Annotated in this window: 18 protein-coding genes; 15 read left to right on the top strand and 3 right to left on the bottom strand. The window is 38.5% G+C overall.

Features of this window, described 5'->3' with window-relative positions; all coding sequences use genetic code 11:
* Nucleotides 1-61 precede the first annotated feature (61 nt).
* The 14 genes from DBR39_RS10185 (at nt 62) to DBR39_RS10120 (ending at nt 18,847) form a co-directional block, all read left to right on the top strand.
* Nucleotides 62-1,183 (top strand): efflux RND transporter periplasmic adaptor subunit, encoded by a 1,122-nt coding sequence (locus DBR39_RS10185; protein WP_124532755.1) that lies wholly within the window; start codon nt 62-64, stop codon nt 1,181-1,183.
* A 29-nt stretch (nt 1,184-1,212) separates the two neighbouring features.
* A complete protein-coding gene (locus DBR39_RS10180) occupies nt 1,213-4,371 on the top strand; it encodes an efflux RND transporter permease subunit (protein WP_124532754.1) in 3,159 nt (1,052 codons plus the stop codon).
* A complete protein-coding gene (locus DBR39_RS10175) occupies nt 4,358-5,773 on the top strand; it encodes an efflux transporter outer membrane subunit (protein WP_124532752.1) in 1,416 nt (471 codons plus the stop codon). The genes DBR39_RS10180 and DBR39_RS10175 overlap by 14 nt, the downstream gene beginning before the upstream one ends.
* 261 nt (nt 5,774-6,034) lie before the next feature.
* Nucleotides 6,035-6,613, top strand: coding sequence for a DUF4840 domain-containing protein (locus DBR39_RS10170; protein ID WP_124532751.1), 579 nt, complete (start codon nt 6,035-6,037; stop codon nt 6,611-6,613).
* Between the two features lie 101 nt (nt 6,614-6,714).
* Complete coding sequence (locus tag DBR39_RS10165) at nt 6,715-7,281, top strand: RNA polymerase sigma factor (protein ID WP_124532749.1); 567 nt, start codon at nt 6,715-6,717, stop codon at nt 7,279-7,281.
* Nucleotides 7,274-8,680, top strand: a complete 1,407-nt coding sequence (locus DBR39_RS10160; protein ID WP_124532747.1) for a porin family protein — start codon at nt 7,274-7,276, stop codon at nt 8,678-8,680. Before DBR39_RS10165 ends, DBR39_RS10160 begins: the two co-directional genes overlap by 8 nt.
* A 42-nt stretch (nt 8,681-8,722) precedes the next feature.
* Nucleotides 8,723-9,685 (top strand): T9SS type A sorting domain-containing protein, encoded by a 963-nt coding sequence (locus DBR39_RS10155; RefSeq protein WP_124532744.1) that lies wholly within the window; start codon nt 8,723-8,725, stop codon nt 9,683-9,685.
* A gap of 402 nt (nt 9,686-10,087) precedes the next feature.
* Nucleotides 10,088-10,522 carry a hypothetical protein gene (locus tag DBR39_RS10150; protein WP_124532743.1) on the top strand — a complete coding sequence of 145 codons (435 nt, stop codon included), beginning with the start codon at nt 10,088-10,090 and terminating at the stop codon, nt 10,520-10,522.
* A 99-nt stretch (nt 10,523-10,621) separates the two neighbouring features.
* Nucleotides 10,622-11,506 (top strand): DUF3347 domain-containing protein, encoded by an 885-nt coding sequence (locus DBR39_RS10145; RefSeq protein ID WP_124532741.1) that lies wholly within the window; start codon nt 10,622-10,624, stop codon nt 11,504-11,506.
* 30 nt (nt 11,507-11,536) lie between these two features.
* Nucleotides 11,537-12,190, top strand: coding sequence for a DUF3347 domain-containing protein (locus tag DBR39_RS10140; protein ID WP_124532740.1), 654 nt, complete (start codon nt 11,537-11,539; stop codon nt 12,188-12,190).
* Between the two features lie 2 nt (nt 12,191-12,192).
* Nucleotides 12,193-12,654 carry a heme-binding domain-containing protein gene (locus DBR39_RS10135; protein WP_124532738.1) on the top strand — a complete coding sequence of 154 codons (462 nt, stop codon included), beginning with the start codon at nt 12,193-12,195 and terminating at the stop codon, nt 12,652-12,654.
* 10 nt (nt 12,655-12,664) lie between these two features.
* Complete coding sequence (locus tag DBR39_RS10130) at nt 12,665-14,959, top strand: multicopper oxidase domain-containing protein (RefSeq protein ID WP_124532736.1); 2,295 nt, start codon at nt 12,665-12,667, stop codon at nt 14,957-14,959.
* 318 nt (nt 14,960-15,277) lie between these two features.
* On the top strand, nt 15,278-17,638 hold the full coding sequence (locus DBR39_RS10125; protein WP_124532734.1) for a TonB-dependent receptor: 2,361 nt from the start codon (nt 15,278-15,280) through the stop codon (nt 17,636-17,638).
* 60 nt (nt 17,639-17,698) lie between these two features.
* Entirely contained in the window at nt 17,699-18,847 is a 1,149-nt protein-coding gene (locus DBR39_RS10120) for a hypothetical protein (protein ID WP_228447813.1), read from the top strand.
* A gap of 172 nt (nt 18,848-19,019) precedes the next feature.
* Here the strand turns inward: DBR39_RS10120 and DBR39_RS10115 are convergent, their stop codons facing one another.
* Both DBR39_RS10115 and DBR39_RS10110 read right to left on the bottom strand, forming a co-directional pair.
* Nucleotides 19,020-21,143 carry an outer membrane beta-barrel family protein gene (locus DBR39_RS10115; RefSeq protein WP_124532730.1) on the bottom strand — a complete coding sequence of 708 codons (2,124 nt, stop codon included), beginning with the start codon at nt 21,141-21,143 and terminating at the stop codon, nt 19,020-19,022.
* A gap of 10 nt (nt 21,144-21,153) precedes the next feature.
* Nucleotides 21,154-22,362: a PepSY-associated TM helix domain-containing protein gene (locus DBR39_RS10110; RefSeq protein WP_124532728.1), complete on the bottom strand. Its 1,209-nt coding sequence runs from the start codon at nt 22,360-22,362 to the stop codon at nt 21,154-21,156.
* Between the two features lie 412 nt (nt 22,363-22,774).
* Here DBR39_RS10110 and DBR39_RS10105 point away from each other — a divergent pair, with 412 nt between their 5' ends.
* Complete coding sequence (locus tag DBR39_RS10105) at nt 22,775-24,310, top strand: YifB family Mg chelatase-like AAA ATPase (protein WP_124532726.1); 1,536 nt, start codon at nt 22,775-22,777, stop codon at nt 24,308-24,310.
* 25 nt (nt 24,311-24,335) lie between these two features.
* Here DBR39_RS10105 and DBR39_RS10100 read toward each other — a convergent pair whose 3' ends face one another.
* Nucleotides 24,336-25,265, bottom strand: a complete 930-nt coding sequence (locus tag DBR39_RS10100; protein ID WP_185147166.1) for an MBL fold metallo-hydrolase — start codon at nt 25,263-25,265, stop codon at nt 24,336-24,338.
* Nucleotides 25,266-25,707: the final 442 nt, after the last annotated feature.

Below are 25,707 nucleotides of genomic sequence, written 5' to 3'. Positions count from 1 at the left end.
TGAATGAATATCACTATAAGATGAAGTTATTTTGCTGCTGTAAAATTTAAAAACCAATGTTATGAATTACAGAAAAGGATATCTGGTACTTTCACTTACAGCTGCAGCGATACTATACTCGTGTGGTTCGGGGAATGGCCAGGAAAATGCTCAGCAGATGCAGCAGGCGTTTCCAACAGATTTTATTCAGGTGAAATCCGGAGATGCCGATGTATCTACGGGATACCCTGGAAGCATAGAGGGGCAGGACAATGTAGATATTAAGACACAGGTGACAGGTTATCTGGAGGCAGTATATATCAAAGAAGGACAGTATGTAAGTAAAGGACAGACCCTTTTCAGAATAAACCCATCGGTGTACAATGAGCAGGTAAATACCAATGCCGCAGCTCTGAAGTCGGCTTTGGCAGCCCAGGAAACAGCGAGACTTGAAGTTGAAAAACTGAAACCGTTGGTAGAAGGAAAAGTAGTTTCCGATATGCAGCTGAAAACAGCTCAGGCGAGTTACAAAGCGGCATCAGCACAGGTAGCTCAGGCACAGTCTTCTTTAGGATCATCAAAAATCAATGCCAATTTTACGTATATCAAGGCACCCGTTAGCGGATACATAGGAAGAATTCCGAATAGAGTGGGAAATCTCATCAGTCCGTCGGATACATCTCCGTTGACAACACTTTCAAGCATAAACAGTGTCAATGTTTATTTCTCGATGAATGAGGCAGATTTTATTGCACACAGCAAAGCGGCAACTTCAGGAAATGCAGCAGAAGATGTAGAGCTTGTCCTTGCAGATGGTTCCACCTATTCTCTTAAAGGAAAACTGGAAAATGCCAGTGGAAACTTCGACAAAAATACCGGAAGTATTCAGATGAAGGCTGTTTTTCAAAACCCGGATAAATTATTGAGAGCCGGGGGAACAGCAAGAGTCATTATTCATAATGCACTGAACGGAGTGATCAAGATTCCAAAAGGATCCGTGAAAGATATTCAGGACAGGTTCTTTGTCTATAAACTGAACGGTAAAGACAAGGTGAAAATGACCCAGATTACCATTTCAGGAAGTACATCTCAGGACTACTTTGTGAAAGAAGGAGTGAATGCCGGAGATAAGATTGCCATCAACAGGATTGATGCTCTTACAGATGGTGCGCAGGTTGCTGCCCAAACAGTTCCTTTGAAATAGTTGTATAACCATTCATAGAAAATTCAAAAATGTTAAAAAAGATAATAGACCGTCCGGTACTGGCGACAGTAATATCCCTTATCATTGTTATTTTGGGGATCATAGGATTAAACCAGCTGGCGGTAACCAGATTTCCGGATATTTCTCCACCTACAATCACTGTTTCAGGATCTTATCCGGGAGGGAACAGTGAGACCGTAATCCGTTCCGTGGTAACTCCGCTGGAAGAACAGATCAACGGAGTGGAAGATATGGAATACATGAAGTCTACGGCAAGTAATGACGGTACATTTTCCATCTCCATTATATTCAAACAAGGAGTGAATGCCGATCAGGCAGCCGTAAATGTGCAGAACAGAGTACAGCAGGCCACCCCGATACTTCCGCAGGAGGTAGTGAGAATGGGACTTACCACATCCAAACAGCAGAATAGTATGGTATTGATTTTCAATATTTATACTGAAGATAATAAACAATACGATGAAACATTCCTGCAGAACTATGCGAATATCAACCTTATTCCACAGGTCAAAAGGGTAAAAGGAGTAGGGCAGGCCATGGTTTTTGGTTTGAAAGATTATTCCATGAGAATATGGATTAATCCTCAGAAAATGTCTTCGTACGGACTTGAACCGGCCGATGTTTCCAGAGCAATAGCTGACCACAGTTTGGAATCTGCTCCTGGTAAATTGGGGGAAGAGTCAGATGCAGCCCTGGAATATGTCATCAGATATAAAGGGAAAAAGAACAAGCCGGAACAATATGAGAACATCATTGTTAAAAATACAGGAAGTCAGGTCATCAGGCTTAAAGACGTGGCCCGCGTAGAATTTGGGGCTATTTCAAACACAGGAGATAACCTTTCCAATGGGAAAAATGCGGTGACGGTAGCGATCATGCAAACCACAGGATCCAATGCCAATCAGATTGAAATAGGAGTAAACAAAGCCCTTGTTCAATTGTCAAAATCATTTCCTCCGGGAATTAAATTTACGAATGTAATGAGTACCAAAGAAAGATTGGATGAAGCGACAGGACAGGTGAAATCTACCCTGATCGAAGCATTTATTCTGGTATTTATCGTAGTATTTATCTTTTTACAGGATTTTAGATCTACCATTATTCCGGCCGTGGCCGTTCCGGTAGCCATTATTGGTACCTTCTTCTTCCTTTTGGTCTTAGGATTTACCATCAATGTATTGACGCTTTTTGCCCTTGTACTGGCGATCGGTATTGTAGTGGATGATGCCATTGTAGTGGTGGAAGCCGTTCACAGTAATATGGAAGGAACAGACCTTTCAGGACGAGAGGCTACCCACAAAGCGATGAGTGAGATCACAGGAGCGGTTATTTCCATTACATTAGTGATGTCGGCGGTATTTATTCCAATTGGATTTATGTCCGGTTCAGCGGGATTATTCTATAAGCAGTTTGCCTATACATTGGCCATCGCAATTATTATTTCAGCGGTCAACGCACTGACTTTAACTCCGGCTTTATGTGCTGTGTTTTTGAAAAACAACCATGCAGGAGAAGGTAAAAAGCCGGAAGGATTCGGACAGAGATTTGCGGTAGCCTTCAATGCAGGGTTCAGTAATATGACCAACCGCTATGCAAAAGGAGTTCGTTTTTTAATCGGAAGAAAATGGATTGCAGGAGGATTGGTGATCGCTATTATCGGTGTTGCAGGATGGCTGATGTCAAGCACGCCTAAAAGCTTTGTACCGATGGAAGATGATGGATTCTTCATGTATACCTTAAGTATGCCTCCGGGAACAGCGTTGACAAAAACTACAGAAGTTTCCAATAAGATCAATGAAATCTTAAAAGGAGTAGATGCCGTGAAGGAAAATACATCCATTACAGGATACAACCTTCTTAGTAACAGTGCAGGACCGGCTTATGCAATGGGGTTTGTTAAGCTGAAACCTAAAAAAGAAAGAGGTGAGGTTCAGGATATCCAGGCGGTTGTAGATATGGCTAATGAAAAGTTGGGTGTCATTAAGGAAGGAAGCGTAATGACCTTCAGAATGCCTCCGGTAGAAGGATATGGAATGACGAATGATGCCGAAATTGTACTTCAGGATCGTATGGGTAGAGATCCTCAGGTTCTTAAAGCCAAAGCAGACGAACTGATCGGTCAGCTGATGAAGGTCCCGGAAGTGGGATTCGCCTATACGATGTTCAGAGCAGATTACCCTCAGATGGAGCTTGAAGTTGATGAAGATAAAGCGAAACAGCTTGGAGTAAGCATTTCAAACCTGTTAGGAACTGTTCAGACCTATTTTTCAGGAGACCAGTCTCAGAATTTTTCAAGATTCGGAAAGTTCTACAGAGTCAATATTAAAGCGGACGGAGTTTTCAGAATGGATGAACAGGCGTTCAATGATATTTTCGTAAAGAACGACAAAGGAAATATGGTACCGGTGAATACGCTGATCACTTTGAAAAAAGTCTACGGTCCGGAATCCGTTCAGCGTTATAACCTTTATAATTCATTAAATATCAACGTGTCTCCGAAACCAGGAGTAAGTAACGGAGAATTAATGGGTAAGCTGGAGCAGACATTAAGCAAATTACCTTCTGATTACAGCTACGAATGGACTGGATTGAGTTTGGAAGAGAAATCTGCAGGAAATCAGACGATTGCCATCTTTGGATTATGTTTACTGTTCGTATACCTGCTGCTGGCAGCACAATATGAAAGTTATATTCTTCCTCTGGCAGTAATGCTTTCCATCCCGACGGGTATTGTAGGCGCTTTCTTAGGAATAAAAGCAATTGGACTGGATAATAATATCTATGTACAGGTAGGATTGATCATGCTTATCGGTCTTTTGGCCAAAAACGCGATCCTGATTGTAGAATTTGCCATACAAAGGCGAAAAGCAGGTCTTTCCATTCTGGATTCTGCACTGGAAGGGGCAAAGGCGAGACTACGTCCGATTATCATGACTTCATTAGCCTTTATTGTGGGAATGATTCCGCTGATGATTTCCACAGGAGGGATGGCTTCAGGAAACAAATCCATCAGTACAAGTGCTGCAATGGGAATGCTGAGTGGAGTGGTTTTAGGAGTTTTTGTAATTCCTGTACTATACATGTTCTTTCAGTATCTGGATGAGAAATTCTCTACCAAAAAGAAGTATCATACGACAGAAAATCAATTGACAAATGAGAATATTTAATATAAAGAATTTCCTTATTTCAGGCGCAATGGCATCACTGCTGGTGTCTTGTGCCGTAGGGAAAAAATATACAAGAACAGATCTTCAGGTTCCCGAAACATATAAAGAATCTGTACAGGTAACGGGAGATACAGTGGTGCTGCCGTGGAAGACCTTTTTCAAAGATCCTAAACTGATAGGATTAATAGATAAAGCCCTTTCCAGAAATAACGAAGTAAATGTAGCGCTGAAAAATATAGAACAGCTGGATCTGATTTATAAGCAGGCCAAGCTGGGTCTGATGCCAACACTGGATTTCACTGCGGGTGCCAACAGAAGCTGGGCTTCTCCCAATACGCTTAACGGCTCTCTTAACGAACAGTTTGTAGGGACAAAATACATAGATGATTTCAGTGCTGCACTAAGGCTTTCATGGGAAGTAGACATCTGGGGAAAAGCTAAAATGCAAAAGGAATCTGCTGCTGCAGAATATTTTGGCCAAAAAGAAAACTTAAATGCCATCAAAAGCAGAATCGTTGTTCAGGTGGCTCAGGCCTATTACAATCTTATCAGTCTGGATGAACAGCTGAAAATTGCTGAACAGAATATTGAATTGAGTGATAATACTCTTAGAATGATGAACCTTCAGTTTAAGGCAGGACAGATTAATTCATTGGCCATTCAGCAGTCAGAATCACAAAAGAAAACAGCTGAACTGCTGATTCCTTTGGCGAAACAGAATATTTCTATCCAGGAAAATGCATTGAGTATTCTTTGCGGAGGATATCCAGCCCAGATAGAAAGGGAGGGAAATCTGAAAACAATGATTCCTGAAAATAAATTGTCAGAAGGCTTACCGGCACAATTGCTGAGCCGCAGACCGGATCTGAAAGTGGCAGAATTTAACGTAATCAGTTTAAATTCTAAAACCGGGTTGGCAAAAGCAGCGATGTATCCAAGTATCAGTCTGAGTCCGCAGATAGGAGTGAATTCCAATAAATTCAGCTCGTGGTTTGATATTCCGGGATCCATTACCAAAGCAATCGCTGCGAATTTAGCGGCTCCGATTTTTCAGAAAAAACAACTGAGAACAGCTTACGAAACAGCTTTGATTGAACAGGAAAAAGCAGCCATCAATTTTAAACAATCTGTAATGACTGCTGTGGGAGAAGTATCCGATGCCATGGCGAAGTCTAAGGGTTCTTCGGAAAGACTTCAGCTTTTAGACCAGAGAACAGCCATTCTGGACAAAGGAATCAATGATGCGCTTAAGCTGTATAAAAGCGGTATGGCCACTTATCTTGAAGTGATCACCGCTCAGAACAATAAACTTCAGAATGACCTGGAAGCGATTAATGTAACCCTGGAAAGACTAAATGCTGAGGTAGACCTCTACAGAGCACTTGGCGGAGGAGTACAGTAAAATGTAAATAATAAATAATAAATAATAAAAGGAAGCTATGTGATGTAGCTTCCTTTTTTGTTATTTCTGAGGGTAAATAAAATAAAATTTTTACATGAGGTCCGGAATTTGCATAGAAGTGATGAAATTTTATCTCCATAAAATCAAATGGTTATGAAAAATTTATCTTTTTTTTCAAGAAATCATGCAAGATTTTTAGAAAGAGAGATTTATATAGATGAGTACTCGAAAATAATTAATGTTTAACGAAAAAGTAATGCAATGAAAAAATTGACAGTACCCCGATTTTTTATAACAGTTTTAATGGTTTTAGCAGGATTTGCCTTATCCGCATGCAATGATAATGAAGGTCCGGATATTCCACCTGTAAAAATGGAAAACTTACCAGGAAATTATAAAGGAAAGCTGGTTATAGTACAGGGAAATAGCAAAAGAGAAGGAGTAAAAGAGTTTAAAGTAAAAAAAGATACCATCTCATTCGCTGAATTTCCTATCGAAGAAATTGTAAAAACAGTAGTGAAAAACCCGGTAAAAGCGGAAGCTGCATTAAAAGCAATGGCAAAAGTGAAGTATGATCTAAAATATGCAGCAGTGATCAATACAGCGAATAATGTAATTGAGCTGACTTTAGCACCAAAAGCTTTGGAACTTCAGATTCCTGTAGATGGTGTTAATAAAAAGACGGTTGTAGAATTCGTCTCTAAGCAAAAAGGATATTATGTAGGACTGGATCAATCGCTGAGGTTTGCTGTCACAGCAGAAAAGATTACCGTAGATGGTACGTTGATTACACCATATGAGGTTATTGATTATAATTTTCCTTTCTGTATAAAAAATTAATTAATAGATATTATCATCAATGGATTGCACTTTATTAATAAGATGCAATCTATTTTTGCTTGACAGTTTTATAACATCCACTGGATACGGCGGCAGCATATATGGAAGAAAGTAAAGAACAGATTTTGGTAAAGCATCTCCTGAAGAAGGAGGAAGCTGCCTGGAAAGAGCTTTTTGGAGCTTATTCCAGAAATCTGTCCTATGTATGCTCTCGTTATGTAGCGGAGAAAGAAGATGTTCATGATGTACTCCAAAACAGTTTTATCAAAATGTTCCGTTCGATAGAATCTTTTGAGTACAGGGGAAATGGTTCTTTAAAAGCCTGGATGACCCGTATCACCATCAATGAATCGTTGAAGCATATAAAACAGAAAGGCGATTTTAAATCTGCTGTTGAAGTAGATGATCTTCCGGACATTCCCAATGAAGAAGAACCGGATTTTGAAGAGATTCCGCGTGATGATATTATGATGATGATCAAAGCTCTTCCCGAAGGATACAGAACTGTTTTTAACCTGTATGTGTTTGAGAAAAAAAGCCATAAAGAGATTGCCGGACTGCTGGGAATTGCAGAAAACTCTTCTGCATCTCAGTTTCACCGTGCAAAAGGACTGCTTGTTCAGAAAATAAAAGAATTTAAAATGTCAAAAAAAGCACAATATGAATAACGAGTGGCTAAATAACCTGCGAAGCAGAATGGATGACCATGAAGAGGACGTTCCGGAAGGGTTGTGGGATGACATCAAAGATGAATTATTCTCCGGGGAAGAAAAAAACAGCATTCCCGGGTTTATTCCAGAAATTCATGAAGGGGGTGCCAAGAAAAAAGAAAAGATAGCCAGTGCAGGACGAAAATCTTTATTTTATCGTATAGGAGGTATTGCTGCTGCTATTGCATTGTTGTTTTTACTGACGAAAATAGGACTACAGAATGATACAGATATAGAGAAAACCTTGTCTCATAAACCGGAAGATGTGGAAAAGGGAAAGGGGGGGAATTCTTTAAAACCTATAGAAACTGAGAGTATTTCAAGCAGTGAAGTGAAATCAGGATCAGATGCTTTTTTAGCTGACAATATGCTGAATACAAAAGTTCCGCAGAAAATTTTAACCCAAAGATATTCTAATAGCCGAGAAGGAAATGAAGCCGGAAATAATCAGAATGTTCAGGATCTCTTCAGGCTTTCGACAGGAGCAGAGTCCATCCGGCAGGAAAATAAGATGGCTCAGAAAGTATCTCCTGCTGAGGATATAGTAAAAGATCCGGTCATAGAAAAAGAAACCAATGAGACTCCTTTTCAACTGGAGAAACCAAAGGAAGTATATGCTGAAAACACCAAGCGTAATACTGGAAAATCCCGTGATAAAAAATCCTGGATGCTGAGCATGCTTACAGGAAATGTTGCTTCCAACTCTGCAGAACAACAGTTTCCGGGATATGCTTCGATTACGGGAAAAGCAATGAATGTTGAGCAGTTGTGGAGTACGGCCGAATATCATGATGATCCTCTGACAGCAATATTCCTGGCGAATCAGAGTCAGCCGGTAGAAGCGAGAATCAGGCATAAAGTACCTGTAACATTCGGATTATCCCTTTACTACAATTTGGGGAAAAGATGGGGAATAGGGACCGGTTTGAATTATACCAAACTGGCTTCTGAGCTGCATTCGGGAAGTGATAACAACTATATAAAAGGAGATCAGACCGTTCATTATATAGGAATTCCTGTTCAGGTCAACTATAATATCATTCAAAAAGGAAGATTTACAGGATATGTTACGGGAGGAGCGCTCGTAGAAAAACCTGTATCAGGAAGCATTACAACGACTTATGTTGTCGATGATGAAATAAAAGAATCCTCGAAGGAACGTCTGGACCACAAACCCTTACAGTTTTCTGTCAACACTGCAGTAGGATTTCAGCTGAAGATCATTGATAAAGTTGGAATTTATGCAGAACCGGGAATAGGATATCATTTTAAGGAAGAAGAAGCTCCCAATACAATTTATAAAGAAAAACCGCTTCATTTTAATATGAAATTCGGGATCAGAGTGCTGTTGGATTGAATGTAGATGATTTATTATAACACCAAACTTAATAATCTATATATGAAAACAAAGCTAATTTTTTTAGTGGTTTTATTATTCACTATTTTGAATGTAAAAGCACAATGCACCCCTACACTTACCAGCCCGAGATTAGGGCAAAAATACCCTGGAACGATTTTATTCTGTGATACGGAAGATGAGGTACTTTCCACTACACAGACTTACGCAAGTTACCAATGGTATAAACAGGAATGGACTTGGCAGACCCCCAATAACAACCCTTGGGTGCTGATTCCCGGGGCTACCTCACAACAGCTAACCATCAATGGGAATGATCAGCTGAATTATTTTAAAGTAGTGGTTACAGAAGGAGACTGTACAGCAGAAAGTTCCACAGCAATGGCAGATGGTTTTGTATATGGTCTTCCGGCTATGATGACCACTTATACTCCCGGAACGTATGAGGAAAATGGAGGAACAGTGAATGTTTGCAACGGTGCTTCTGTACAGTTTGACAACATCTTTCCTGTAGTATATGGCAAGCATACCTGGTTCAGATGTGTCCCAGGCAGTAATCCTCCGGTTGCGGGAGATCCCTGCATTATTCCTGGCGTAATAGGAGATACCTATGTAGCAACAACTTCAGGGAAATATGGATTTTATGCCTGTACAGAATACTGCCCGGATCAATGTCAGATGTTAGACCCCTTCGCTTTTGTGGAGGTGAATTTCGGAAACTGGGAATTCTGCAGCAATCTGGGAACAGGAGAGACAAAAATTAAAGATAACAATCTGAAAATTTATCCGAATCCTACAGCGCAGCACCTTTATATTGGGAAAGAATCCGATAAAGTCTATAAGGAAGTTACCATTATAGACATGTCCGGAAAACTTGTTCTGAAGAAAAACGACCACCGATATAATCAGGCAATTGATGTGAGCCAGCTGGTGCCAGGAAATTATATCATTATTTCCAAAAGCGCAGATGGAAGTGAATACAAAAATAGATTTATAAAGAAATAGGATTATAGAATCTGAAGATGTTTAAAGATTGATTGTGGGAAGGAAGAATGGGTGTCAGAGGAGGGATGTTCCTTGTATTGAAGAAGGACTAAAGTATTTTTATTCTGGTACTTTACGCTCAATAGATAAAGTTCATCCTTGTTAATCTAAGACGGTCATAATTACCCCCAAAAGGAGCCCCTCTTTTTGGCATCCGTCTTCCTGACTTACATTTTTTATGCAAAATTCAGATAAAGAATCTTTTCGTTAGTTTTAATAATGGTTGGATCGGTACAAATTTATTTGTACCGATTTTTTATTTCATCCCATTGGAATCAGCTTTCCGTGGAAAATTTTGATAGGATTTCTTTGCTAAATGTACCTTCTTATTTTCGTCAGTAAAATAAAATTTCACAAAATAATTTGATAAAAAAATATATAAATGATAAAAATTGTAACTTTGTTTTGTTGAAAACTTATAACAAAAATATTGGTCACATTCTTATCCTGTGCTTGGTGCTTTTCTTGGTGCCAACTTTAAGTTTTGCCTGTACCAAGAAAAATATAAAAAAGGATGAAACCTTAGGTTATAAGTGTCAAACCAGAACTTTTTCTGATAAATTCTGCTGCCAACCTGGTTTTTGTAAAAAAGACAAAGACCATAATGACTGCAATGGTAAATGCAAACACAATTCTTGCCGATGCGGAACCGTGATCTCATTAACAGGCCTGCCTGTGATGTCCGATCTAAAAATCAAAAATCATTTTATAGAAGAAAAGAAACTTAGATTTAGTTTCAGCCAAACCTATTATTCTTCAGGTTTTTCTTCCATCTGGCAACCTCCCAAAATAGGGTAACTCCTGGTTTAACAGCCAGAAATACGTCTTGTCGAAAGCAAAATTTTTGTTTTCGGACAATCTGTTGTACTCCAATTCTTAATTTTTAAAAATCAAAAAATGAAATCAATATCAAAAATATTGATGGTAATCACGGTATTACTATCATACACCCTAAGTTTTGCACAGATAAAAAATGTAAAGACATCAACCATAAAAATATATGGCAACTGCGACATGTGTAAAACCAATATCGAAAAAGCAGGTAATCTAAAGAACATTTCATCCGTGGTATGGAATGAAGACACAAAAATGGCTGCGCTGAGCTATAACGCGCAAAAGACAAATGAAGATGAAATCCTCAAGCGTATTGCTTTAGCCGGTTATGACAGCGAAAAATTCTTAGCCCCGGATGATGCCTACAATAAATTAGCGGGCTGTTGCCAGTACAAAAGAGAGCTAAAACCGGCCAGCGTGGATAAAAACCAGGGGATGGATATGAATAATGAACATTCAAATCATGATCATAGTAAAATGACCCAGTCCAATAGCTCTGAAAATAAGAACGCTTCCCAGCTTAGTGCGGTTTTCGACAATTATTTTGCCTTAAAAGATGCTCTTGTAAATACTGATACAGCCACCTCATCTGCAAAAGCAACCTCTTTGGTAAAAACGATTCAGAATGTTGAAATGAGTAAGCTTTCCAATGAAGAGCACACCGTTTGGATGAAAGTTTTAAAAGAACTTACAGCACAGGCAGAAAAGATAGCAGCAACCAAAGATATCTCAAAACAGAGAGACACTTTTGCGCTTCTGTCTGAAAATATCTATGCCCTTACCAAAGTTTCAAAACAGGACGAACCTGTTTATTATCAGCACTGTCCAATGTTTAATAATGGAAAAGGAGCGAACTGGCTTAGTAAAGAAGAAGCGATCAAAAATCCGTTTTACGGTTCCAAAATGCTTACCTGTGGAAGTGTTCAGGAAACGATTAACAGCAAATAATAAAGGACTTAATAAGTAAATATCAATACAATGAAAAATATAATCTTATCAATCATCATATCAACAACCGCAGCATTAACAGTAGTTTCCTGCAAAAAATCTCCAAATAAAAACAATGAATTAAAGACACAGGACAGCACATCAGTATCTGAAACAAAGACATTACCAATACATGATTCAGCTGCTTCTGCTGACCCCGTAAGCGCTCCGGTTCAGAAAGCTGAAACGGGTAAAACAGAGGCTCAATCCCAAAGCTTTACCATTGACCCTATTATTAAAGATTATTTAGCCCTTAAAAATGCGTTGATAGCTGATAATGATAAAGGTGCATCCAATGCAGGAAAACAATTGCTGAATACCTTAAAGAATGTAGATATCAGCAGTGTCCCTTCCGGAAAGCAAAAAGAATATAAAGAAATAGCAGATGACGCCAGGGAAAATGCTGAACATATAGGTGATAATGCAGGAAAGATTGACCATCAGCGAGAGCATCTGGCTTTTTTAAGTAAAGATGTTTCAGACCTTGTTGCCTTATTTGGCAGTTCACAAAAGCTGTATCAGGATCATTGCCCAATGTTTAATGACGGTAAAGGAGCGGTATGGATCAGTGAAACCAAAGCCATCAAAAATCCATACTATGGAAATCAGATGTTAAGCTGTGGTTCTGTGAAAAAAGAGTTCTGAAAATGAAACAAATACTAAAAAGAATTTTGGTATTTGTTCTGTTCATTTTTATTGCAATACAACTGTATCAGCCTGCCTTAAATGTAGATAAAGGGGAGGCTGTTACAAAAGATTTTACAAGGGTTTATAAAATGCCGGATGAAGTAGAAACTCTGTTTCGGAATTCGTGCTATGACTGTCATAGTAACAATACCGAGTATGCCTGGTACGATTACATACAGCCTGCAAAAACACTTGTAGAAAGCCACATTAAAGAGGCAAAAGATGACCTTAATTTCAGCGAATGGGATGCCTATTCAAACCGGAAGAAGGAAAGATTGCTGAATTCAATAAAAGAACAGATTGTAAACAGAAAAATGCCATTGTCATCATATACTCTAATGCACAGAAAAGCAAAGCTGAGTGATGACGAAATTAAAACAACGACCAATTGGTTAAATGCGCAGAACAAAGTTTATGAATAAAAATAGTACAATGAATATACCTCACAATATCATGATAAGACTACTTCAGGTAGCTTTGATCCTCTTCTGCTGGCAGGGTATTTTTGCACAAAAAGTAGTACGATATGAGTTGTATGTAAAAGATACCCTGGTCAATTACGCCGGGAAAGAAAAAAGAGCCATATCCGTCAACGGACAGATCCCAATGCCTACTCTTACCTTTACAGAAGGAGATACCGCAGAGATTGTGGTGCACAATCAGCTGAAGGAGAGTACATCATTACACTGGCATGGAATATTTTTACCCAATAAAGAAGATGGGGTGCCATGGCTCACCCAAAAACCTATAAAGGCAGGGGCCACCTATACCTATCGTTTCCCAATTATTCAGCATGGAACACACTGGTACCATTCACATTCCGGGCTTCAGGAACAGATTGGGATGTATGGAAGTTTCATCATGAAAAAAAGAGACGATGACAAAACCTTCAGAAAAGGAATTGATGACCTGCCGACGGTTCCCATTATTTTAAGCGAATGGACCAACCTGAATCCTGACAATATCAACAGAATGCTGCATAACGCCAATGATTGGGCTGCCATTAAGAAAAATGCTACGCAGTCTTATGTAGAAGCCATTAAAGAAGGACATTTTAAAACAAAACTTACCAATGAGTGGAAACGTATGCTGGCAATGGATGTAAGTGATGTATATTATGATAAAGTGTTAATCAATGGAAACAACAGTACAGATTTAAAAACTGTAGATGGCAAAAAACTGAAAGCGGGAGATAAAGTACGGTTAAGAATATCAAATGGCGGTGCTTCCTCCTATTTTTGGTTACGCTATGCCGGAGGTAAAATTACCGTTGTTGCCAATGATGGTAATGATGTGGAACCTGTAGAAGTAGACAGGCTTATTATTGCTGTTTCTGAAACCTATGATATTGTGGTAACAATTCCTCAGGACGGTGTTGCCTATGAATTTTTAGCCACCACAGAAGACAGAACCCAGTCCGCAAGCTATTTTGTAGGTAATGGTATAAAACAGCTCATTTCTCCTCTTCCCAAACTTAAATATTTTGAAGGAATGAAAATGATGAATGATATGATGAAAATGAACGGAGACCTCAATGATATGGGCATGAAAATGAGCCTCAACCAAATGGATATGAATGTAGTTATGTATCCTGAAATCACTGGAGATGGAAGTAAGAAGATAGATCACAGCCAGCACAATATGAATGCAGATAAAGGAATGGATAAGGAAATGAACATGGACAGCAACAGGTATAATGCCAATGCTTTAGGCAGCATCAAGACCTTAAATTACGCGATGCTTCAGTCTCCTTATAACACTGAATTTCCCAAAAATGCTCCGGTAAAAGAATTAAAATTTACCCTCACCGGAAATATGAACCGTTATGTATGGAGCATGGACAATAAAATCTTATCAGAAACCGATAAAATTCCTGTAATGAAAGGAGAGATATTGCGGATTACCATCTATAATAATTCCATGATGAGACACCCGATGCATTTACATGGCTTTGATTTCAGAGTGATTAACGGCAAAGGAGAGAGAGCTCCCCTGAAAAATGTACTGGATGTGATGCCAATGGAAACCGATACGATCGAATTTCTGGCCAATGAAGAGGGAGACTGGTTCTTTCATTGCCATATCCTGTATCATATGATGGCTGGAATGAACAGAGTTTTTGCGGTGGATGATTATAAAAATCCTTATTTACCAGACAAAAAAGAGGCGTATAATATGCTTCAAAAAGAAAGCAATATGCCCCATTTCATGATTCAGAACGATTTTGCAACCAATGGAAATGATGGAGATGCCATGCTTCAGAATGCAAGATGGAACCTCTCTACAGAATGGCGTTTGGGGTACAATGATATGCATGGATATGAAGTAGAAACCCACTTGGGAAGATACATAGGAAAAATGCAGTGGTTTATGCCGTTTGTAGGATTTGATTTCCGTTATAGAAAAATGGGAATGGATGAACAGGAGAAAAATATCTTTGGCCAAAAGAACGAAAAAGACACCCGAAGAGCGGTCAGCTTAGGTTTTATATACACCCTTCCGATGCTGGTCAACTTTCAGGCAGAAGTATATCATGACGGAATTGTTCGTTTACAGTTGATGAGAGAAGATATTCCAATATCAAAACGATTGAGAGGAGGCTTTATGGTGAATACCGACAAAGAATACATGACAGAACTAAAGTATATTCTTAATAAAAATGTGAGTATTCGTGCCCACTATGACAGTGATATGGGATGGGGAGCAGGAATTTCTTTAGCGTATTAAATGATTTTTTATACGGAAAGATTCACAATTATTCAATTACAGGAAGCAGCTTGTTTATGGCTGCTTCTTTCTTTTAAATCTATAAGATGAATATTCTCTAGCGGTGTTTTTTGTTCTTCATATGACTTTTTTCATACGGACACAATATAATATCGCGATGTTTTTATATTGATATCTGAATCTAAGCTTGTTACGATTTTAAAGGAAAATTATATATAAACAATCATTAATTATAATTAGAACAATTAAAAATAAAATCCTTTTTCGTTTGGGAATTTACAAGGGAACCTCTAATTTTGCTCTTTATAATTATAAATAATGAAATTGTATCAGCGTATTTTTATCTTTCTCATTTTTACCCTTACAATTTCCCTCATCAAAGCACAGGATAATGGCTTTTCGGTTCAGGGAGTTGTACAGGATCATACAAAGCAGGGATTAAATGGAGTAAACATTTTTGTTGAAAACACAAAAATAAAAGCAAAAACCGATCAAAACGGAAATTTCAAGATTAGTTACAAGAAAGGAGAAGCTACATTAGTATTCAGCTTGGATGGCTACAAAAAGCTCAAAAAGAAAATAAACTTCGGTAGCGAAGTATCTCCGGTAAATATTCAGTTAGCTGAGGATCATGCGGCCGTACAAGAAGTTATAGTACACGGCAAAGGTAAAGTAAAAGCACTGCAAGACGGTGCTTTTACTGTTAATGCTATAGATGTTGCTAAATTGGCCAATACCACGGCAGATCTTAATCAGGTTCTGAACAGAACCACAGGGATTAAAGTCCGTCAGCAGGGGGGTATAGGTTCCGATTATAACTTCTCTATCAACGGAATGTCTGGTAAAGCTGTGAAATTTTTTATAGATGGTGTTCCTTTGGAAATGCTTGGAAAAGGGGTGGATCTGAGTACATTGCCTGTAAATATGGCCGACCGTGTAGAGATCTATAAAGGAGTTGTTCCGATCCATTTAAGTACGGATGCTATGGGGGGAGCGGTCAATATTATTACTCCGGTAAGCAGCAAAAATTATCTGGATGCCAGTATAAGTTTAGGTTCTTTTAATACACAGCGTATCAATCTGAATGGACAGTTTAAAGATGATAAGACCGGAATTATCCTGCGTATAAACAGTTTTTATAACCATTCGGATAACAACTATCTGATGAAGGATATGAAAATCTGGAATGCTGCCAAAAATGAATATGAGCTGAGAGACCTGAAACGTTTTAATGACAGATATCAATCTGTTTTTGGAATGGCTGAGGTAGGACTAGAGAACAAAAGCTGGGCAGATTCTTTCTTTGTAGGAATGTCACAATCGGTTTTTGATAAACAGATACAGACCGGTTCCAATCAGGAAGTAGTGTATGGCGGTGTAAAACAAAACGGAGAGGCTAATAATTACTTTATGAAGTATAAAAAAGCGAACCTGTTCAATGATCATCTGGATGTGAATGTGTATGCAGGTTTCTCAAAAAGCGTTCAGAAAGCCACAGATACCCTTATGCGTAAATACAGCTGGGATAACACTTTTGAGCCTTCCGCAACAAGTGAAAAAGGGGGCCGGACTATCATCATGCAGCATGAAGACCGCCTTTACTCACAGGTAGGGGCTACTTACAAAATAGTTGAGCACCACAAGCTTATCTTCAATTATGTACTTGACTATCTTAAGAATACCACATTCAATCAACTTGAAGAGGAAAAAAAGAATGTACCTCCGGCGAAGATGACCAAACAGATCTTGTCTATGGCTTATCAACAGGAGTTTTTCAATAAGCATTGGACTAATATTTTCTTTGCTAAATACTATCAGGTAGGACTTCAGAAAATGGTTTTCGATCCGGTGACCAGAACTGATAACCCGGCAAAGGATCATTTTAGCAGTTGGGGGTATGGCTTTGCTACTACGGTGAAAATTACAAAAGGATTGGGGATAAAAGGGTCATTCGAACGTTCTTATCGTTTGGTAGAACCACAGGAAATTTTCGGTGATGGTGTTGCTGTAACCAGTAATATGAATCTGAAACCTGAAACCAGTAATAATGTAAATGTAGGGTTATACTATGGCCATCATTGGGGGGAGCATGCTTTCCGTGTAGAAGGGGCAGGATACATTCGGGATACAAAGGATTTTATCTATACCGTTCCTAATTTATATAACAGTACTTTCAAATATGAAAACCTGTCCAATATCTTTACACGCGGACTGGAAGGAGAGATGAGCTACCAATATAAAAGACTCCTGAATGTGCTAATGAATGTGAGCTACAACAAAGCCTCTGACAATACAAAATTTGCCAACAACAGTGATTATGTAGTTTCCGCTACTTACAAAAAAGATGTTCCCAATCAGCCTTGGTTATTTGGAAATGTAAATGTAAGCCTTGGTAAAGACGACTGGTTTCAGAAAGACAGCCGGATAGAGCTTTACTACGGACTGCAAATGACGGAGTGGTTCTACAAAAACTGGAAATCTTATGGAAATCCACGAAACATTCCGATTATTCCACGACAAACCCTTCACAACATAGGGATAAGTTATTCCATGAAGAACGGAAGATATAATTTGGCCTTCGATGTAAGCAACGTTGGGGATGCACTGGCATATGACAACTTCAAACTTCAGAAGCAGGGACGTGCTTTCTATATAAAATTCAGATACCTACTTAAGTAAAAGACCATGACACAATATTTCAAAAACAGTATATTTTTAATACTCGCATGTTTAACCATTATGAGTTGTGAACGAGAGCCCGGTTTAGGTGACTCTGAAAGTGGTGAAAAAGACTATAAATATTTTCTACTTTCCGCTTTGGGAAGCTGGCCCAATACTGTGCATTATATGACAGCTACCAACGACCTTACAAAAGGTGAAATGGATATTACCAAAGAAGGAGATGAGATTAACTCCAAAGGAACCTACTCCTACATTGTAAAAAATGGTTTTATCTATAACTATAAAACCGATCAGGGGATCTTCAAAAAATTTAAATATACACAGGATAGGCTGACGACTGTAAAAGAAGTGCCTTATACCTATATCAGTGATATTTCCAGCTATGTTTGGATAGATGATAATACGTTGGTTATCGTTGGAGAAACAGGGGATGGTCAGCATATACGCTACACTGTTTTCAATGCTGCCGACCTTAGTATTATCCGTCAGGGTGAGATTGAAGGATTTCAGCCTTTCCCAAATGTTTATAACTTCTATTCGGTGGGTGCTATGACCTATATGGATGGGCAGATCTATCTGCAGTACAGCTTCCGCGATGGGAAATGGCTCACCCCTGAATATTACAATTTTGCGGTAATAGATTATAAAACCTTCAAAGTAAAAAATTCTATAACTGATAGCAGAAGTTCTGGTGTAGCCAATGGTTCTCCTTATTTCAAAACTACTTTTACAAAAGATAAAGAAGCTTTTTATTATACGTGTTTTCCGCGTGTAGGAGCCGGAACAAGTGATATTTACCTTTTCAGGGCTCTCAAAGGAGCAACTTCACCTGATGCAGGATATCAGATCAATCTTACCAATGTAGTTGGCGGTAAGCCTCTGGAAACAGTTATAGAATATATTGGGAACAATAAAATGGTAGTTCTGTACCGTGATCCCGCATTAGGAAGCAGCTACAATGGTCGATATGCTATTGTAGATATCGAAACCAAGCAGTTGGTGCGGGTTCTGGACGAACTGCCGGGAGATGAACCTTATGAACAAGGCATGTTTGTTCAGGATAAAAAGTTATATATTGCTGTAAATACCAATAAAGTAGGGAACTATGTATGGATTTACGATCCGCAGACTGATAAAATAACTAAAGGAATGAAGCTTCCTAATAGTATTTCCGGGTTTGCCCGTTTCGATAAATTATATGATTAATCACAGCATATAAACTTCGTAGAAAATATAGAATATTTATTTGATTAAAAACGGGTCTCAAAAATTTTGAGACCCGTTTTTGTTGCTTAATGTATTGTTTTTTATTTGTTTAAAGTAGACCCTTGTCAAGGTTATAAACCTTGACAAGGGTCTACTACAATAATTTGCTCTTTTAAAGCTTATAATTGAATGACAGCGTTACCACCCGGCTGTCCAGATTGTATTTTTGTCGGATTGTAGAGCTAAAGTTATTCCCTGTTACACGGTAATTATTGGTCTTTAATAAATCCGTCACTGCAAGTTTTAAGGTTGCTTTATCCTTCCATAATGTTTTAGAGACCCCCAGTGTCAGGTCAAAGTAAGCATCGCGGATAAACAAGCCAATATTAGATTTCGAAAAATACTGAGCATTAGCCTCTGCTTTTAGTCCTTTTGCAATAGTAAAGCTGTTTTGTGCGTTTAGGGTAAATGCCAGTTGTGAACTGTTGACCGAGTAATTCTGGTAATTACCCTTATATTCATTGTTGAATACATTCAGCATAGAGGTAAGCGACCACCATTTTAAAAGCTTTGTAGTGGCGGTAATATTGGCACCATATACATAAGACTTGTTTAGGTTGTCCTGAGTTTTTACAAGGATTCCTGTGTCCGGCTGATAGTTGTATACTTCTGTCATTACATCGTTTGTAACACTAAAATAGGCCGATGCAATAATGTATTTCCCCCAGGTATATCCCAATTCTGTTGCGTGTGTAAATTCCGGATTCAGATTAGGGTTTCCTTGCCAGTAGTTGAAAGGATCGTCATAAAAACGGAACGGATTCAGATCGAAGTGACTTGGTCTGTTGATTCTTTTACTGTATGAAGCATAAAATCCATGCTGATCGTTCATCTGGTATTTGATGGAGGCACTCGGAAAAAGGTTGGTATAATTTCTTTTTCGCTGTTCCTGGGAAGTTTTCTGGTTGATATCCGTATGGGTCATTTCCGTTCTCAACCCAAGCTGGAATGTCCATTTCGTCAGATTAAGTTTGTAGTTGGCGTACAATGCATGGATCTGCTCTTTGTATGCATATTCATTACTTGCTTTATCATCATTGATCCATTCGTCACCCTGCTGTATAAAATAATCCGAAGGATTGTTATTAGACTTTATAGTAGATTTCAATCCAGTTTCCAGATTATGCATATCGCTAAAAGGCAGGGTAAAATCTACCTTAGCATTGAAAACTTTCAGGCGAGAAGCAATGCTGCCTCTTCTATTGTTGAATTTCTCTGTTCCCAGATTCACCAATGCATCTGAAATCTGATTCTGGCGGGAAGAGAAACGTGAAGTTTCGTATTCCAGATCCACATCTACCTTATAATCCTTGTCGTTGAAGATGTGGGTACCCTTTAAATTATAGGTATAATCGTACCAGTTTTCCTTGCTTTTATTATCCGAGAGTACATGAGCAAACAGATTATCTATGGGCTGAAATATTCTGTTTTCCCCTTTCGAAAAATCTTCATATCGCCCTATTTTAGCATCAAATAAAGCACCAATAGTTGTTTTGTCACTCAAAGCATAATCAGCCCCGAATTTAAAATTATTAGAAGTTAAAGGCTCATTGGTTATTGAATTTTGATCGGTTCTCCGAGTCATTTGCTGAGGTTGTTTTTCATCGAAGAAAATCTGACTGAAGTCCCGTCTTTCTTCCTCGCCACGGAAAGTATAGCTGTAATCTCCGTGTAGAGAGAGTTTGTTATGAGTATAGTTCAGGCTTAATCCTGTATTTACTCTGCTTTTACGGCCTTTTCCTCCGTTCAGATAATAGTTACCACTCAATCCTTCTGATGAGCTCTTTTTCAGTATAATATTAATGATTCCCGCATTTCCTGCAGCATCATATTTGGAGGAAGGGTTGGCTATAATTTCAATATTTTTTACCAGTGTGGAATTGGTAGAGCGCAACAGGTTGGCCAGCTCCTTTGCTGACAGCGAACTGAGCTTCCCGTTGATCATTACACTTACTCCTTTTTTGCCCCGTAAAGAAAGTTCACCTTCCTGCGAAACTACTACACCGGGTGTTTTGCCCAGCAATTCCAAAACAGTAGTACCATCAGATAATACACTATTCTCTACATTAAAAATCATTTTATCAGCTTTTTGCTGGAAAACGGCTTTACTCCCTTTTACTACGATGCCGCTAATCTCTGAGATTTTATCTGTCTGCAAAGAATCATTCTGACTTTCTGTCTGTCCGTAAGCATTCAGACTCGCCATTAAAGGGAGCCATATATAGTGTTTCTTCATGATAATAGATTTAGGTTGTTGGTTTTTTTTTATTTTTTCTGCCCCACCAGATCATAAATCCGGTTACGGGCAGTGAGGCGCAGAATAAACTCATGATAAATGCCAATATTTTTCCAGGCATTCCGAAAAAAGCTCCCACATGCAGATCATACGTAGCATCTGTAGCTCTTTCGGCCATAGGTTTGTCTTTATGGGGGTGGTTAAATAAAAGCTTCCCTGAATGCTCATCAAAAATCATCATGGAAGACTCAGCATAAGTGAATTCTTTATCCTTGATCCAGATGCTTAAATTGTCGTGTTTGTGGTCTGCTTCAGCATGGTCTTCAAGATCAATCCCAAAAGAATAAGCTTTCGGGTAATGAGTTTTTACCTGTTCTATGATACGGTCTATGGTGGTTACGGTTTCCACGGATTCCGGAGCGGTTGTTTTATATTGACTGTAATCTGGTGTAGCAGAAGAAAAACCATTGAGTAAGGCATATAGCCACATTTGGGTGATACGGAACGAATACATAATACCGGTAATCGCTACAACAATTGCAAGAAAAGAGGCATAAAAGCCAAGGATATTGTGTATATCATAATTCTTGCGTCGCCAGCCTTTTACCTTTTCCCAACGGAACCACAGACGTTGTTTACGCATTTTTTTATTTTTCGGCCACCATAGAATAATCCCGGTAATCAGCATTATTACAAAGATAATCGTGGATATCCCCACAATAGTGCCCCCAATTTTATTGCTCAATAACAGGGAGCGGTGCAGAATCATGCAGATAAAGAAAGGATTGTTTTTTACATCGTATATGGCGAGGACCTTTCCAGTGTACTGGTTTACATAAACGTTTTTATAAATAATGAAGGTATTGAAGTGGTTCCAGCCATCGGGATTCGTTTTAATCAGTCCGAACTGATAGGAGCGGGCAGGATCTATAGGGATGGTTACTTCATCTGTTTTTACTATTTCATTTTTCAGCTGGGCATTCACCAGATCTTTTAACTCGCGTATAGGAATGGGCTTCTTATGCTCAATATCTTTTTCTCCATGAAAAGTATTTTCCTTGCGCAGGGCAGCGGTAATATCTTCATTGAAAACAAAAAATGCACCTGACAGAGAAACTATCAATACAATGATACCTGAAAACAATCCGAGCCATAAATGAACTTTCAGCATATATTTTTTGAAGGTACCTTTGGATTTTTTGGAGGTGGTCTGCTGCATTTTTATCTCTATTTAGTCTTATTAAAAATAAATAAGCCACAAATATAACTTTATTTATACTAATTCTAAACAGCGAGATGATTTTATTTCTCCTTTAAAACCTGATTTTTATTAGGATGTATGCTATAGGAAATGAAGAATAGACTGCTAAAAAGGATTTCATTGGGTAGATAATTGGCTGGGAATAAATAATTTTTCCTGACTTGAAAGCGATAGAACACTTTGTATAAAATATTGCGTCCTAAAATAATTTGGAATAAGTCCCTTATCAAGCCTGATAGCTTTGAAAGTCAACTCTCAATGCTCTTTTATTGATATCTTTTTAAATATACTTATTTCTATAGAAAATCATTAAAGTAACTCTCAGATTTTCAAAATAATATATTGATTATTTTTACTTCAAAAACACACCATGCTGATCAAAATTTATGGAAGTGCCATTCATGGAGTGGCTGCCCAGACCATAACAATTGAAGTGAATGTAGATACCGGTGGAGTAGGATACCATCTGGTAGGGCTTCCCGATAATGCTATTAAGGAAAGCAGTTATAGAATCTCTGCCGCATTAAAGAATGTAGGATATAAAATTCCCGGGAAAAAAATTACGATTAATATGGCTCCGGCAGATCTCCGGAAAGAAGGTTCTGCCTATGACCTGAGTATTGCAATCGGTATTTTAACAGCTTCAGATCAGATACTGGCAGAAAACATTAAAGACTACATTATTATGGGCGAGCTTTCTCTCGATGGAAGCCTGCAGCCAATTAAAGGTGTTTTGCCAATTGCTATTCAGGCCAAAGAAGAAGGTTTTAAAGGCATTATTCTCCCAAGGCAAAATGCCAGAGAAGCGGCCATTGTAAGTGATCTTGAAGTATATGGTATAGAGAATATCAGTGAGGTTATTGACTTTTTTAATGAAGGAAAGCCTCTGGACAGAGTTATATTGGATACCAGAAAGGAATTTCAGGATAAAATCAACGACTTTCCCTTTGATTTCTCTGAAGTTAAAGGTCAGGAAGCCGCCAAAAGAGCGATGGAAGTAGCTGCAGCAGGCGGCCATAATATCATTCTGATCGGGCCTCCCGGAAGCGGAAAGACCATGCTGGCTAAAAGAGTTCCCGGTATTTTACCGCCATTAACATTAAGAGAAGCACTAGAAACAACCAAAATTCATTCTGTAGCAGGAAAGATAGGAACTGAAGCCTCATTAATGACCGTTCGTCCCTTCAGGTCTCCGCATCACACGATTTCAGATGTTGCTTTAGTAGGAGGGGGAAGCTATCCGCAGCCCGGAGAGATTTCTCTTGCTCATAACGGAGTATTATTTTTAGACGAAATGCCTGAATTTAAACGGACAGTGCTGGAAGTAATGAGACAGCCTTTAGAAGACAGAGAAGTCACTATTTCAAGAGCCCGTTTTACCGTAAACTATCCGGCAAGTTTTATGCTGGTAGCTTCAATGAATCCCAGCCCGAGCGGATTCTTTCCTGATGATCCTAACAATACATCCTCTGTTTATGAGATGCAGCGGTATATGAATAAAATTTCAGGTCCACTTCTGGATAGGATTGATATTCATATCGAAGTTCAGAAAGTAGAATTTGAACAGCTTTCTGAAAAAAGGAAAGGAGAAAAAAGCAAAGACATTAGAGAACGGGTATTGAAAGCAAGGGACATTCAGAATAAACGATATCAGGGCCTCAATATAAGCAGCAATGCTCAGATAGGCCCCAAAGAAATTGAAGAATTTTGCAGTTTGGATGAGGCCTCTTTCAATCTCATAAAATTAGCAATGGAGAAACTGAACCTTTCGGCAAGAGCGTATGACAGAATCCTGAAAGTGTCTAGAACCATTGCAGATCTTGAAGAATCTCAAAACATTCTTTCTTCTCATATTTCCGAAGCCATACAGTATAGAAGTCTTGACCGGGAGTTTTGGAATGGTTGATCCGCACTTCTATTTCTGAAATTATCTATGTCGTTATTTCAAGATCTGTTTTAAGATTGATTAAAAAAGGATGGTTGTAAACTTTTGGAATCCATTGAAACTGATCGTTCACCTTATTAATGTACCCAATCCCTGGCCATGGAAGATGAGCAGAGCAGATAAGTGTTCTGTTATTATAACAATTTTCCAGAACCTTTTTACGGGTTTCTACACCTGTTTCAAAATCAATATCCCACTGCGTTCCCCAGTCAGGTTTTGCAATAAGCAGGGGAGAATGGAAGACATCTACTACATTGGTGATTGAAATATCTCCATCATTTACTGTATAAATAATATGTCCTGGAGTGTGTCCTGGAGCAGCCTGTGTCTGAATACACGAGAACAGAAGATCTCCCATTTCAAATGTTGTAAGTCGGCTCCCAATGATGGAAAGGATTTTTCTCACCAGTGGAATACTTGGTTTTCCTCCTTCCGGGTTTTTGCTTTTCTGAAAATCGGGCTCATTAGTTATCCAGAAATCGAATTCCTGACGTGAAATATAATAATTCGCATTCGGGAATATCATCTCATCGTTCTTAGAAAGAATTCCTCCAATGTGATCCCTGTGGGCGTGTGTAATCAGAATATCCGTTATAGATTCAGGTGCAAATCCAGCTGCCGCAAGGCTGTGCAGCAGTTGCCCTGCATTTTCTTCATCATAAAACCCTTCTCCGGTATCTATTAAAATAATGCGGTCGGCTTTCCTGACAAGCATTACATTAATGGGTGCTTCATAATAAGAGTCCGATAAATAAAGATTTCGGAGCTCATTTTTTACCTTGTTTTGAGGAATGCCGGGTGCTAAAATCGGCTGATGGTAACCAATACCAAAATACCCGTCAGAAAGTATAAAAATATCCAGCTCATGACATGGAATATGTATAAATCCATGCTCTTTCTTCAGTTCGTGATCCATATTAAAATGAAGTGTTTTTTTCTTTCTTGCAAATTTAAAGATTATTCCCATACCTTGATCGATAGGTGGATGGATATTGAATGTTATAGTTGTAATAGATTAAAATTCAATATTTTATTCTAGAATGTTAATTCGCGATTGTGGCAAATAATAGTAATTATGTAACACTCGGTCTAATTTATTATGTTAAGTTTGATTACCAAATAATCAAAAATATTATATTATGAAAATCAAATTTTTAAACACTGAATAGCCGCCATATTTAGTTTATTAAGAATATATCACGTCTATTCTTCCCACTTTTCGATTGCAATAAATAACGTTTTTCAAGTTGTTTACGGTTCTGCTTTTTAAGTGGATCAATTTAAAATCATTGTAAATCAGATTTTTAATAATCTATTATGAAAACACATTTAGTCAATAAACTGTGCCTATAGCTTGT

The sequence above is a fragment of the Chryseobacterium sp. KBW03 genome, assembly GCF_003852415.1.
Taxonomy (GTDB): domain Bacteria; phylum Bacteroidota; class Bacteroidia; order Flavobacteriales; family Weeksellaceae; genus Chryseobacterium; species Chryseobacterium viscerum.
This window is presented reverse-complemented; position numbering and strand designations above follow the sequence as displayed.

Coding starts and splice junctions, on each gene's coding strand:
- DBR39_RS10100 (WP_185147166.1), bottom strand. CDS start 25,265: ATGGATCACGAACTGAAGAAAGAGCATGGATTTATACATATTCCATGT.
- DBR39_RS10140 (WP_124532740.1), top strand. CDS start 11,537: ATGAAAAATATAATCTTATCAATCATCATATCAACAACCGCAGCATTA.
- DBR39_RS10170 (WP_124532751.1), top strand. CDS start 6,035: ATGAAAAAATTGACAGTACCCCGATTTTTTATAACAGTTTTAATGGTT.
- DBR39_RS10130 (WP_124532736.1), top strand. CDS start 12,665: ATGAATATACCTCACAATATCATGATAAGACTACTTCAGGTAGCTTTG.
- DBR39_RS10155 (WP_124532744.1), top strand. CDS start 8,723: ATGAAAACAAAGCTAATTTTTTTAGTGGTTTTATTATTCACTATTTTG.
- DBR39_RS10135 (WP_124532738.1), top strand. CDS start 12,193: ATGAAACAAATACTAAAAAGAATTTTGGTATTTGTTCTGTTCATTTTT.
- DBR39_RS10120 (WP_228447813.1), top strand. CDS start 17,699: ATGAGTTGTGAACGAGAGCCCGGTTTAGGTGACTCTGAAAGTGGTGAA.
- DBR39_RS10175 (WP_124532752.1), top strand. CDS start 4,358: ATGAGAATATTTAATATAAAGAATTTCCTTATTTCAGGCGCAATGGCA.
- DBR39_RS10125 (WP_124532734.1), top strand. CDS start 15,278: ATGAAATTGTATCAGCGTATTTTTATCTTTCTCATTTTTACCCTTACA.
- DBR39_RS10105 (WP_124532726.1), top strand. CDS start 22,775: ATGCTGATCAAAATTTATGGAAGTGCCATTCATGGAGTGGCTGCCCAG.
- DBR39_RS10110 (WP_124532728.1), bottom strand. CDS start 22,362: ATGCAGCAGACCACCTCCAAAAAATCCAAAGGTACCTTCAAAAAATAT.
- DBR39_RS10160 (WP_124532747.1), top strand. CDS start 7,274: ATGAATAACGAGTGGCTAAATAACCTGCGAAGCAGAATGGATGACCAT.
- DBR39_RS10145 (WP_124532741.1), top strand. CDS start 10,622: ATGAAATCAATATCAAAAATATTGATGGTAATCACGGTATTACTATCA.
- DBR39_RS10165 (WP_124532749.1), top strand. CDS start 6,715: ATGGAAGAAAGTAAAGAACAGATTTTGGTAAAGCATCTCCTGAAGAAG.
- DBR39_RS10185 (WP_124532755.1), top strand. CDS start 62: ATGAATTACAGAAAAGGATATCTGGTACTTTCACTTACAGCTGCAGCG.
- DBR39_RS10180 (WP_124532754.1), top strand. CDS start 1,213: ATGTTAAAAAAGATAATAGACCGTCCGGTACTGGCGACAGTAATATCC.
- DBR39_RS10115 (WP_124532730.1), bottom strand. CDS start 21,143: ATGAAGAAACACTATATATGGCTCCCTTTAATGGCGAGTCTGAATGCT.